This is a genomic window from Pseudacidovorax intermedius (genome assembly GCF_001476815.1).
In the GTDB taxonomy this organism is placed as follows: Bacteria; Pseudomonadota; Gammaproteobacteria; order Burkholderiales; family Burkholderiaceae_C; genus Xenophilus; species Xenophilus intermedius_A.
On sequence record NZ_LDSL01000087.1, the window covers coordinates 18,697 to 30,101 of the forward strand.

10 protein-coding genes and 1 pseudogene are annotated in these 11,405 nt (G+C 69.3%); 10 read left to right on the forward strand and 1 reads right to left on the reverse strand.

Annotated elements, in window-relative coordinates; all coding sequences use genetic code 11:
• The first annotated feature begins 17 nt into the window (after nt 1-17).
• The gene (locus NS331_RS14265) at nt 18-1,031 is read left to right on the forward strand and encodes a Bug family tripartite tricarboxylate transporter substrate binding protein (RefSeq protein ID WP_242873752.1); all 1,014 of its coding nucleotides are present in this window, start codon (nt 18-20) and stop codon (nt 1,029-1,031) included.
• Between the two features lie 11 nt (nt 1,032-1,042).
• Here NS331_RS14265 and argC read toward each other — a convergent pair whose 3' ends face one another.
• On the reverse strand, nt 1,043-1,966 hold the full coding sequence (gene argC, locus NS331_RS14270; RefSeq protein WP_058642641.1) for an N-acetyl-gamma-glutamyl-phosphate reductase: 924 nt from the start codon (nt 1,964-1,966) through the stop codon (nt 1,043-1,045).
• A 191-nt stretch (nt 1,967-2,157) separates the two neighbouring features.
• Between argC and sucC the strand changes: the two genes are divergently transcribed.
• The 9 genes and pseudogenes from sucC to NS331_RS14310 form a co-directional block, all read left to right on the forward strand.
• Nucleotides 2,158-3,318 carry an ADP-forming succinate--CoA ligase subunit beta gene (gene sucC / locus NS331_RS14275; protein WP_058642642.1) on the forward strand — a complete coding sequence of 387 codons (1,161 nt, stop codon included), beginning with the start codon at nt 2,158-2,160 and terminating at the stop codon, nt 3,316-3,318.
• A gap of 13 nt (nt 3,319-3,331) precedes the next feature.
• A complete protein-coding gene (gene sucD, locus NS331_RS14280; protein WP_058642643.1) occupies nt 3,332-4,225 on the forward strand; it encodes a succinate--CoA ligase subunit alpha in 894 nt (297 codons plus the stop codon).
• A 127-nt stretch (nt 4,226-4,352) separates the two neighbouring features.
• Complete coding sequence (locus tag NS331_RS14285; protein WP_058642644.1) at nt 4,353-5,039, forward strand: TerC family protein; 687 nt, start codon at nt 4,353-4,355, stop codon at nt 5,037-5,039.
• An 18-nt stretch (nt 5,040-5,057) separates the two neighbouring features.
• Complete coding sequence (locus NS331_RS14290; protein ID WP_058642645.1) at nt 5,058-5,849, forward strand: Stp1/IreP family PP2C-type Ser/Thr phosphatase; 792 nt, start codon at nt 5,058-5,060, stop codon at nt 5,847-5,849.
• Nucleotides 5,850-5,937: 88 nt separating this feature from the next.
• Nucleotides 5,938-6,594, forward strand: a complete 657-nt coding sequence (locus NS331_RS14295; protein WP_058642646.1) for an FHA domain-containing protein — start codon at nt 5,938-5,940, stop codon at nt 6,592-6,594.
• Nucleotides 6,595-6,659: 65 nt separating this feature from the next.
• Nucleotides 6,660-8,840: a CHASE2 domain-containing protein gene (locus NS331_RS14300; protein WP_058642647.1), complete on the forward strand. Its 2,181-nt coding sequence runs from the start codon at nt 6,660-6,662 to the stop codon at nt 8,838-8,840.
• Between the two features lie 295 nt (nt 8,841-9,135).
• Nucleotides 9,136-10,053 carry a 3',5'-cyclic-nucleotide phosphodiesterase gene (locus tag NS331_RS14305; RefSeq protein WP_082702486.1) on the forward strand — a complete coding sequence of 306 codons (918 nt, stop codon included), beginning with the start codon at nt 9,136-9,138 and terminating at the stop codon, nt 10,051-10,053.
• Between the two features lie 314 nt (nt 10,054-10,367).
• Entirely contained in the window at nt 10,368-10,871 is a 504-nt protein-coding gene (locus NS331_RS25560; protein WP_082702487.1) for a pilin, read from the forward strand.
• A 244-nt stretch (nt 10,872-11,115) separates the two neighbouring features.
• Nucleotides 11,116-11,405: pseudogene (locus NS331_RS14310) on the forward strand (hypothetical protein); the annotation flags it as partial.

Genomic DNA, 11,405 nt, shown 5'->3' on the forward strand with positions numbered 1-11,405 from the left:
ATCCAAGAGGACCTTCCGTGAGCACGACCCCCAGCCTTTCCTTGTCCCGCCGCCGCGCCCTGACAGGCCTGGCCACCGCGCTGGTGCTCCCGCCCTGGACGGTGGTGCGGGCCGCAACGGCGTCCTTTCCCCAGCCCGGGCGCACCCTGCGCATCGTGCTGGGCCTCGCCGCCGGCGGCGCATCGGACGCGCAGGCCCGCTTCGTCGCCAACCGGCTGCCCGCTGTTCTGGGCATCCCGGTGATCGTCGAGAACCGGCCCGGTGCCAGCTTCATCCTCGCGACCGAGGAGGTGATCCGCGCGGCGCCCGACGGCTACACGCTGATGTACGCGCCCTCGTCCGTGGTGGCGCAGAACCCGCAGACGCTGGCGCAGGTGCGCTACGACCCCTTCAAGGACCTGACACCCATCTCGCTGGGCGCCCGCGGCCCGCTGGTGCTGACGGCCCACAGCAGCCTGCCGGCGCACACCGTGCAGGAACTGGTGGCCTATGTGCGGGCCCATCCGGGCACGGTGAGCTATGCCTCCTTCGGCGCCGGCACCTCGTCTCACATCTATGGCGAGGCCTTCTGCCGCCAGGCCGGGCTGGACGCCGTGCATGTGCCCTACAAGGGCGGTGCCGATGCGGCGCGCGACGTGCTCGCGGGCCGGGTGCAGTTCTATTTCGACGCCGCGCCCAACGCGATCCAGAACAGCGCCACCGGCAAGGTGCGCATGCTGGCGGTCGCCGCGCCCAAGCGCAGTCCGCTGCTGCCCGATGTGCCGACCATGGGCGAGCAGGGCATCACCGGCGTCGACATGCCGAGCTGGCTCGGCTTCTACGGGCCGGCCGGCATGCCGCCTGCGGTGGTCGACACCTTGAGCGCCGCGCTGGCCAAGGTGCTGTCGCAGCCGGAGACGCGCGCCTTCTTCCGCCAGGGCGCGTATGAGGCCGAGGCCTCCAGCCCGCGCGAGCTGGCGGCGCTCACGCGCTCCACCTACGACGCCTGGGGCGGCATCATCCGGCAGCTGGGCCTGGCCGTGCAGCGCTGAGCGCCGCGGGCTCAGACCCCCAGCATCAACCGCATGTTCTGCACCGCCGCCCCGCTCGCACCCTTGCCCAGGTTGTCGAGGCGGGCGATGACGACGGCGTGCCGATGGTCTTCGTTGGGGAAGACGCGGATCTCGAGGTCGTTGGTGTCGTTGAGCGCCTGCGGCTCCAGCTTGCCGTCCTCGGTCGGCGGCAGCACCTTCACGTACTGCTCGGGCGTGTTGCTCTTCGCATAGTGCGCCGCCAGCGCGTCGTGCAGGTCGGCCGCCGTGGGCTTGCCCGGCAGCGCATCCAGATGCAGCGGCAGGTTCACGAGCATGCCCTGGCGGAAGTTGCCGACCGAGGGAATGAACACCGGCCGCGCCGTGAGGCCGGTGCAGGCCATGATCTCGGGAATGTGCTTGTGCTTGAGGCCCAGCGCATAGGTCTCGAAGGCCGGCGCGGTGCCCGCCTCGTAGGCCTCGATCATGGTGCGGCCACCGCCCGAGTAGCCGCTGACCGAGGGCAGCGCGATGGGATGGTCCCTGGGCAGCAGGCCGGCATCGACCAGCGGACGCACGATGGCGATGGCGCCGGTGGCGTAGCAGCCCGGGTTGGCCACACGATCGGCCGCCTTGACGGCGGCGGCATGCCCTTCGGCGAGTTCGGGAAAACCGTAGACCCAGCCCGGCGCCACGCGGTGCGCCGTGGAGGCGTCGATGATGCGCGGCTTGCGGCCACTCAGCCCGTCGATCAGCGCGACCGATTCGCGCGCGGCATCGTCGTGCAGGCACAGGATGACCAGGTCCACGCCGGCCATCAGGTCGCGCTTGGCGGCGGCGTCCTTGCGCAGTTCGGGGGCGATGCTCACGAGCTCGACGCCGGGCATGCCGGCGAGCCGTTCGCGGATCTGAAGGCCGGTGGTGCCGGCCTCGCCGTCGATGAAAACTGTGGTCATGGCGGGATCCTCGATGGGGTGTTCTCCCCATGGGCAGTGGGAAGAGTACGTGATCGCCACAACGGCGCGAGGCCGCCATGACGCGGCGCACCATGATACATTCGCGGGCTGCTCCGCCGCTCCCGGCCGGCCGGCTGGCGTGGCCTGCGGACAACAGCACCTCCCATCCTCCGTTCCGAGAGACTCTTTCCATGAAGATTCACGAGTACCAAGGCAAGGAACTCCTTGCCAAGTTCGGCGTGCCTGTGCCGCGCGGCATTCCGGCGTTCACCGTGCAAGAAGCGGTCGAAGCCGCACAGAAGCTGGGCGGCCCCGTGTGGGTGGTCAAGGCCCAGATCCACGCCGGTGGCCGCGGCAAGGGCGGCGGCGTGAAGGTGGCCAAGTCGATCGAGGACGTGAAGGCCCGTGCCACCGACATCCTGGGCATGCAGCTGGTCACGCACCAGACCGGCGCCGAAGGCCAGAAGGTCCGCCGCCTGTACATCGAAGACGGCGCCGACATCCAGAAGGAGTACTACCTCTCCGCCGTGACCGACCGCGGCACGCAGAAGGTGGCCTTCATCGCCTCCAGCGAAGGCGGCATGGACATCGAGGAAGTGGCGCACAGCACGCCCGAGAAGATCGTCAAGGTCTTCGTCGATCCGCTCACCGGCATGACCGACGCGCTGGCCAAGGAACTGGCCAAGGGCATCCAGCTGCCCGCCGACTCCGAAGCGCAGTTCATCGACGTCTGCAAGAAGCTCTACACCTGCTACATGGAGACGGACGCCTCGCTGGTCGAGATCAACCCGCTCAACCGTGACAGCAAGGGCAACATCATCGCCCTGGACGCCAAGTTCAACTTCGACGCCAACGCGCTGTTCCGCCATCCCGAGATCGTCGCCCTGCGCGACCTCGACGAGGAAGATCCCGCGGAAATCGAGGCTTCCAAGTTCGACCTCGCCTACATCAGCCTGGACGGCAACATCGGCTGCCTGGTCAACGGTGCCGGCCTGGCCATGGCCACCATGGACACCATCAAGCTGTTCGGCGGCGAGCCGGCCAACTTCCTGGACGTGGGCGGCGGCGCCACCCCCGAGAAGGTCACCGAGGCCTTCAAGATCATGCTGAAGAACAAGAACGTGAAGGCCATCCTGGTCAACATCTTCGGCGGCATCATGAAGTGCGACACCATCGCCACCGGCGTGATCACCGCCTGCAAGGCCGTGAACCTGTCCGTGCCGCTGGTCGTGCGCATGAAGGGCACGAACGAAGAGCTGGGCAAGAAGATGCTGGCCGAGTCCGGCCTGCCGATCATCAGCGCAGACACCATGGCAGAAGCGGCCCAGAAGGTCGTGGCGGCCGTCAAGTAAGGAATCACCAGCCATGTCGATCTACATCAACAAGGACACCAAGGTCATCACCCAGGGCATCACGGGCAAGACCGGTCAGTTCCACACCGAGAAGTGCCAGGAATACGCGAACGGCAAGAACGCCTTCGTGGCCGGCGTGAACCCGAAGAAGGCCGGCGAGTCGATCTTCAACATCCCGATCTACGCTTCGGTCAAGGAAGCCGCCACGCAGACCGGCGCCACCGTGTCGGTGATCTACGTGCCGCCGGCGGGCGCGGCCGCCGCCATCTGGGAAGCCGTCGAGGCCGACCTGGACCTGGCCATCTGCATCACCGAAGGCATTCCGGTCAAGGACATGCTGGAAGTGCGCAACAAGATGAAGGCCAAGGAAGCCAAGGGCGGCAAGAAGACGCTGCTGCTGGGCCCCAACTGCCCGGGCCTGATCACGCCCGACGAGATCAAGATCGGCATCATGCCCGGCCACATCCACAAGAAGGGCCGCATCGGCGTGGTCTCGCGCTCCGGCACGCTGACCTATGAAGCCGTGGCGCAGCTGTCCGAGCTGGGCATCGGCCAGTCCTCGGCCGTGGGCATCGGCGGCGACCCGATCAACGGCCTGAAGCACATCGACGTGATGCAGGCCTTCAACGACGATCCGGACACCGACGCCGTCATCATGATCGGCGAGATCGGCGGCCCGGACGAGGCCGAAGCGGCCCAGTGGTGCAAGGCCAACATGAAGAAGCCGGTGGTCGGCTTCATCGCCGGCGTCACCGCCCCTCCCGGCAAGCGCATGGGCCATGCCGGCGCGCTGATCTCGGGCGGCGCCGACACGGCCGATGCCAAGCTCGCCATCATGGAAGAGTGCGGCTTCAAGGTCACGCGCAACCCGTCGGAGATGGGCCGCATCCTCAAGTCGCTGATCTGAGCGGGGGCGGCGCCGTGGCGCCGCGCCCTTCTGTCAGCGTCACCACATAAAAAAAGCCGGAGGGCGCCCATGGTTGTCGGAGACCGGGGCGCCCTTCCTCAATTCATTACACCGTGGAGACTCAATCGTGGAAGCTCTCAGTCATCCTGATCTGTGGCTCGGTCTGCTCAAGATCGTCTGGATCAACATCATTCTTTCGGGCGATAACGCCGTCGTGATCGCGCTGGCGGCCCGTGCGCTGCCGCCCGAGCAGCAGAAGCGGGCCGTGCTCATCGGCTCCGCCGCGGCCGTGGTGCTGCGCATCGTGCTGACCATCGTGGCCGTGAAACTGCTGGCCCTGCCCTACCTGCAGATCATCGGCGGGCTGCTGCTGCTGTGGATCGGCGTGCAGCTGCTCAGCGGCGAGGACGAGAACGAGGAAGGCGGCGAGAAGCCGCACCTGACGCTCGCCAGCGCCGTGCGCACCATCCTGATCGCCGACCTGGTGATGAGCCTGGACAACGTGATCGCCGTCGCCGCGGCCGCCAACGGCAGCATGCTGCTGCTGGTGCTGGGCCTGGCCATCAGCATTCCCTTGGTGATCTTCGGCAGTTCGCTGATGATCAAGCTGATGAACCGCTTCCCCGTCATCATCGTGCTGGGCGCCGCCCTGATCGGCTGGGTGGGCGGCGAGACCATGGCCAGCGACGTGTCGCTGCACGACACCGTGCTCGCCAATCCGTCGCTGCACTACATCGCCGCTGCGCTGGGCGCCGTGGCGGTGGTGGGCATCGGCAAGTTCCTGGCCAGCCGCAACGCGCGCCAGACCGCCTAGTCATTGCACCCCCCTCCCATGGCAACCGCCCCGGCCTCGTTCTCGACCGACCCTGCCGGGCTGCCCTGGGAGTTCGCCGCGCAGACCGACACGGGCCGGCTGCGCCGCAACAACGAGGACTCCATCGCCTTCGACCCGCGCCTGGGCCTGGCGGTGCTGGCCGACGGCATGGGCGGCTATGCCGGCGGCGAGGTGGCCAGCGAGATGGCCGTGGCCCTGGTGCAGGCGACCCTGGGCCGCTGGCTGGCGCAGGCCGGTGCTGCGACGGGTGCACGCGCGGTGATGAAGGCGCTGCAGCAGGGCATCGTCCAGGCCAACCGCGCCGTCTTCAGCGCCAGCAACGTCAACCCGGCGCTGCGCGGCATGGGCACCACGCTGGTCAGCGCGGTGTTCGGGCCGCACGGCGTGGTCATCGGCCACATCGGCGATTCGCGCTGCTATCGCCTGCGCGAGGGCCGGCTGCAGGCCCTGACGCGCGACCATTCCTTCTTGCAGGCCCAGATCGATGCGGGCCTGATGACGCCCGAGGAGGCCCTGGGCTCGCCGCACCGCAACCTGGTGACGCGCGCCCTGGGCATCGGCGCCGAGGTCGAGGTCGACCTGGCGCACGAGGCCGTGCAGCAGGGCGACCTGTACCTGCTGTGCTCGGACGGCCTGACGGACATGATCACCGACGAACAGCTCGAGTCGCTGCTGCGGCACGACATTCCGCTGGCCGACAAGGTGGCGCTGCTGATCACGGTGGCCAACGACAACGGCGGCAAGGACAACGTGTCGGTCATCCTGGCGCGCCCGACCGGCGCACAATGACCGATGGATCCGAGAGAGGGCCGGCCCGACCGGCCGGATTTCGCAGCTGGCGCCCCGCGGGCGCCAAGGACTGAGTGAGGAGTCGGCCATGCCGAAACTGGTGGTTGCCATCGATGGCGTCGTGCTCAAGGAAGTGGCCCTGGTCAAGGAGCGCACCACGCTGGGCCGGCGCCCCTACAACGACATCGTGATCGACAACCTGGCCATCAGCGGCGAGCACGCGGTGCTGCACAAGATCGGCAACAGCGTCTACCTCGAGGACCTGGACAGCACCAACGGCACGTACGTCAACGCGCGGGCCATCCGCAAGCAGGTGCTAGAGCACAACGACGTGATCGAGGTCGGCAAGTACAAGATCCGCTACCTGCAGACGAGCGACGTGGACGACAGCGGCATGATGCGGCTGAGCTCCATCACCGCCCCGCTGGAGTCGCGGCCGATGCCGCTGTCCGTGGGCGAGACCGTGCCGGCGGCACTGGAAGGCGGCAGCAGCACGGCCTGCATCCGCATCCTGACCGGCTCGGCGGCCGGGCACGAGATCGTGCTGCGCAAGGTGGTCACCACCATCGGCAAACCCGGCATGGCGGTGGCCGCCGTCACGCGCCGGCTGCAGGGCTACGTGGTGGCGCCCGTGGACGGCAGCGCCACCCTCAACGGCGAAGTGCTGCAGCCCCGCGCCGTGGCGCTGCACGACGGCGACATCCTGGAGCTGGGCGGCACGCGCATGCAGTTCGTGCTGGGCTGAGGCCCGCGGCCCCTCCTTCCGCTCGCCGGTGCCTCCCGAAGCCGCCTGAACGGCCCCGCCCCTCGGTGCGACGCCAGCGCCTGCTCGACACCCTGCGCGGCCACGGCTGGCGCATCGCCATCACCCTGCTGCCCATCCTGGCCGGCCTGGCCCACACGGCCGGGCTGATGCGCTGGCCCGGCATTGGCCGGCTCGACGTCCAGATCCAGGACGCGCGCCTGCGCCTGCATGCGCCGGGCGGCATCGACCCGCGCATCGTCATCGTGGACGTGGACGAGGCCAGCCTGCGCGCGGTGGGCCAGTGGCCCTGGCGCCGCGACCGGCTGGCGCAGCTGACGCAGGAACTCACCCAGCGCCAGCAGGCCAGCGTCGTCGCCTTCGACATGGTGTTCGCCGAGGCCGACCGCACCGGCGGCGCCGCGCTGCTGCAGGCGCTGGGGCCGGGCCGCTGGCCGGCCGATCCGGCCTTCGATGCCGAACTGGCGCGGCGCGCCGCCACCATCGACCCGGATGCCGAATTCGCCCGTGCCCTGGCTCAGGCGCCGGGCCGGGTGGTGCTGGGCTTCCATTTCGACGCCGGCGGCGCCGTGACCGGCGCGGGCCCCACGAACGCGGGCGCGGCGCCCACGCCATCCAGCAGCGCCGCCGCGCCGGCCCCCGTCTTGCCGCCCAGCGCCCTGCCGGCCGGCGCCGCCGCCGTTCCCGCCTGGCACGGCTTCACCGCCAGCCTGCCCGGCCGCCCGGCCGGCGCGGCCGACGGCTTCATCAACGTGGTGTTCGAGGCCGGCCAGGACGGCGTGATCCGCAGCGTTCCGCTGCTCGCCCGGCTGGAGGGGCCGGGCGCGAGCGGCGGCTACTACCCGTCGCTCGCCCTGGCCACTTGGCGCGCCGCCACCGGCAGCAGCACGCCGCTGCCGTCGCTGGCCGAAACGCCCGGCGGGGGCCTGAGCCTGACGGCGCTGGCCTTCGACGGGCCGGGCGGCGAACTGCGGGTGCCGGTCGGGCCCGACAGCGGCATCGTCGTGCCCTACCGCCGGCCCGCGCCCGGCGACGCGCCGGCCTTCGCCTACCTCTCGGCCCGGGACGTGCTCGAAGGCAAGCTGCCGGCCGGTGCGCTCCAGGGCCGGATCGTGCTCGTCGGCGCCAGCGCGGCCGGCCTGCAGGACCTGCGCGCCACACCCTTCGTGGCCACCATGCCCGGCGTGGAAGTCCATGCTCACGTCATCTCGGGCCTGCTGGACCGCCGACTGCTGCACGTGCCGGACTATGCCCCGGGCTACGAAGTGGCGAGCCTGCTGGCCATGGGCCTGCTGATGGCCGTCGGCGCCGCCTGGTGGTCGGCCCCGGCCGCCCTAGCCGCGGGCCTGGCGGGCGGCGGCGGCCTGCTGCTGCTCAACGACCTGCTGTTCCGCCACGATGGCCTGGTGCTGCCGCAGGCCACCGCGTTGCTCTCGGGCCTGGCGGCGCTGCTGCTCAACCTGGTCTGGGGCTATTTCGTCGAGAGCCGCCGCCGCCGCGGCCTGATGCGGCTGTTCGGCGCCTACGTGCCGCCGCAGCTGGTGGACGAGATGGCGCGCGAGCCCCACCGCTACAGCATGCGCGCCGAGGGCCGCGTGCTGACGGTCATGTTCTGCGACATGCGCGGCTTCACCCGCCTGGCCGAACACATGGCGCCGCAGGACCTGCAGGCGCTGCTGCACGAGATGTTCACCCAGCTCACCGACCTGGTCATCCAGCACGGTGGCACGGTGGACAAGTACATGGGCGACTGCCTGATGGCCTTCTGGGGCGCGCCGGTGGCGCAGCCCGACCATGCCGTGCGCGCCGTGCGCGCCGCCCAGGCCATCGTGGCCGAACTGCCCGCCATCAACGCCCGGCACCGGCGGCTGGGCCTGCCGGCGGTGGACATTGGCATCGGCCTGAATTCGGGGCCGGTGGTGGTGGGCAACATGGGTTCGGCCCTGCGCCGCAGCTACACCGCCATCGGCGATGCGGTGAACCTGGCCGCGCGGCTGGAGGGCCTGTGTGCGACCTACGGCGTGCCCCTGGTGGCCGGCGAGGCGACCGCCGCGCTGGCTCCGGAGGCCCCCTGGCGCCCGCTGGCCCAGGTGCAGGTGCGCGGCCGCGAGCAGGGCGTGCGCATCTTCACCCTGTGCGAGCCGGGCGAACGGGCGGGCGCGGCCGATTCCGCGCCGGCGCCGAGCGCCGGCGCGAGCGCTGGACTGCCGTCGAACCGTTCATCCTGACGCTTGTCGAAGGGCCAGGGGACGCGCGCGTCCTGGCGTCGGTCCATGAACGGTCTTCGACTCACGGGCTGCAGTCGCTGGCCGGCCCCGTTTGCCTCGAATTTGCAAACAAATGACAACCCATGCTGGAGAGAGCGCGCCGAACGGGCATACTCGGCGCCCCAATGACCTGGGGAAGTTTTTGTTCGAGCGAGTCCGGTCCGCGCCGCCGGAGCACGGCACAGGCGCCGCACCATCGCGCCTCTGGGCGGGCGGCATGAGCGCCGGCCCGTCCGCACCGCAGCAAGGCGCCCCCATGGGCGACCCCGAGGCCGGCCCGGCCCGCGCCCTTCAGATCCGCGTGCTCGGCTGCTCTGGCGCCATCGCCCGGGGCGAGCGCACCACCGCCTTCCTGGTCGATGACGACCTGCTGGTCGACGCGGGCACCGGCGTGGGCGACCTCACGCTGGAGGAAATGGCCCGCATCGACGACGTGGTGCTCACCCATTCGCACCTGGACCACGTGGCGGCGCTGCCGCTGATGGTGGACGCCGTCGCCGGCCTGCGCCGCCGGCCGCTGCGGGTGCACGGCCTGCGCGCCACCCTGCAGGTGCTGCGCGCCCACATCTTCAACAACCTGGTGTGGCCGGACTTCAGCGCGCTGCCCAGCAGCGAGGCGCCGCTCATCCACTTCGTGGAATTCGACGTCGGCCAGACCCTCACGCTCGGCCGGCGCGTGCCCAAGCTGGTGGAAGTGCTGCCGGCCGTCCACACCGTGCCCGCCTGCGGCTTCGCCGTGCGCCGCGCCGACGGCCGCAGCCACTGGGTCTTCAGCGGCGACACCGAGCGCAACAAGCCGTTCTGGCGCCGGCTGAACCAGCTGGACGTGGGCGTCCTGGTCATCGAGACGGCGTTCAGCACCAGCGAGCGCCAGCTGGCCGAGCGCAGCCTGCACCTGTCGCCCCCCGCCCTGCTGGAGGAACTGGCGCACATGGCGCCCACCGCCCGCTACCCGGTCTACATCACCCACACCAAGCCGGCCGCCGTGGCCGAGATCCGCGCAGAGGTGGAGGCCCTGGTGCGCGCCCAACTGCGCTGGCCTGCGCTGCGGCTGCACTGGCTGGCCGCCGGGCAGATGCTGACGGTGCCGGCGGGGAAGGAGGGCGGGGCCTCCTTGCCTGCCGCGCCGCCGGGCCGTGGGGGTGGCGACCGCAACAGCAGCGGCAACGGTTGAGGCCGGACCCCATCGGGCCACGACCGATGCACACCCTTGCCGCTAGGTGCCGCCCGCGGTAGGCGGCCTTCCAAGTGCGGTCTGTCTCGTCCGGCGACGACGTCCTGCTCCCCACGCACGACCAAAGCTGTCAGCGCGCCGGGATCTGACCTTTTTGTCACACAGACACACTTGTTTACAAACAGAAGTGTCAAGCGAATCGGCGATAACGTGAACTAATGGTTAAGTTTTGGCCGCGCAGGGGCATGGCATGCCGTCTGCAAAGAAGCAGCAACGGGGGATGTTCCCCCGGCCACTTCAACCGGAGTCAGACCATGAACCGTCGCCGCATCGCCCGAGCCGCCCAACAGGGCTTCACCCTTATCGAACTGATGATCGTCGTGGCGATCATCGGCATCCTGGCGGCGGTGGCGCTGCCGGCGTATCAAGACTATGCGAAGCGGGCCAAGGTGACCGAAGGCCTTTCCCTGGCCTCTTCTGCCAAGACCACAGTTGCAGAAAACGCTGCGAGCTCGCGCCCTTACGATGCCGGCTGGGTCGCTCCGTCTGCAACTCCGAATGTCAAGAGCGTTGCGATTTCCAAGACCACTGGGGCAATTACCATTACCTTCGACGCACCAGTTGAAGCCGATAAGACTTTGGTCCTCCGCCCCTACACTGGTACTGCAGCAAGCCCCACCGCGCTCCCCGACTCTACGACTGCCGGGTACGCTCCCCCTGATGGCAGCATCGCTTGGGCCTGCGGTGCCGCAGGTGCCGCAGCACCTGCAACAGCAGGTACGCTGAACGCAAAGTACGCTCCTTCGAACTGCCGCTAATTTCAGCTGGAAACAATAAAAAAAGCCGCATGCCAGATTACTGGCATGCGGCTTTTTACATGATCGAATTGAATTCGATATTCACTGGGAATATGAGTTTTTCGCCGCAGGTTTAAGCTTCACCAGAATTACCATCCAATGAGTGCCAAACAGAAGCACGAACCGGCTATTCCACCAAGGAGGCAGGCCGGACGAGCAACGCCAACCTAACAAGAGGCACTGCAAGCCAAGGACAATGCGCGCGATGTCCGCCTCTTTGCCCCTCCATGGGGGCCATCGGCGCTTTGCCGAATTGCGCAGCGCGCATCTCATTTGCAGCATGGCCCTTGCGCTGCCTTTCCTGTTCCCACTCGTTTCCGGCCCCTCGGTCGCCGTCTGGCAACTGCTGGTCACGTGGCTTTGCATCGGCGCGCTCGCCGTCGCGGCACCGCTCGGCACGGTCGGCCGTCCGCTGCTGGCGCTCATGGGGGGAACCATGCTGGCCGTCGTGTCGTCGGCGCCCAGCGAGCCCGCCGTCTGGGCGCCGACGACACG

Excerpts from the sequence above, each read along its gene's own strand:
- NS331_RS14305 (WP_082702486.1), top strand. The coding sequence starts at position 9,136 with ATGGGCGACCCCGAGGCCGGCCCGGCCCGCGCCCTTCAGATCCGCGTG.
- NS331_RS25560 (WP_082702487.1), top strand. The coding sequence starts at position 10,368 with ATGAACCGTCGCCGCATCGCCCGAGCCGCCCAACAGGGCTTCACCCTT.
- sucC (WP_058642642.1), top strand. The coding sequence starts at position 2,158 with ATGAAGATTCACGAGTACCAAGGCAAGGAACTCCTTGCCAAGTTCGGC.
- argC (WP_058642641.1), bottom strand. The coding sequence starts at position 1,966 with ATGACCACAGTTTTCATCGACGGCGAGGCCGGCACCACCGGCCTTCAG.
- sucD (WP_058642643.1), top strand. The coding sequence starts at position 3,332 with ATGTCGATCTACATCAACAAGGACACCAAGGTCATCACCCAGGGCATC.
- NS331_RS14290 (WP_058642645.1), top strand. The coding sequence starts at position 5,058 with ATGGCAACCGCCCCGGCCTCGTTCTCGACCGACCCTGCCGGGCTGCCC.
- NS331_RS14295 (WP_058642646.1), top strand. The coding sequence starts at position 5,938 with ATGCCGAAACTGGTGGTTGCCATCGATGGCGTCGTGCTCAAGGAAGTG.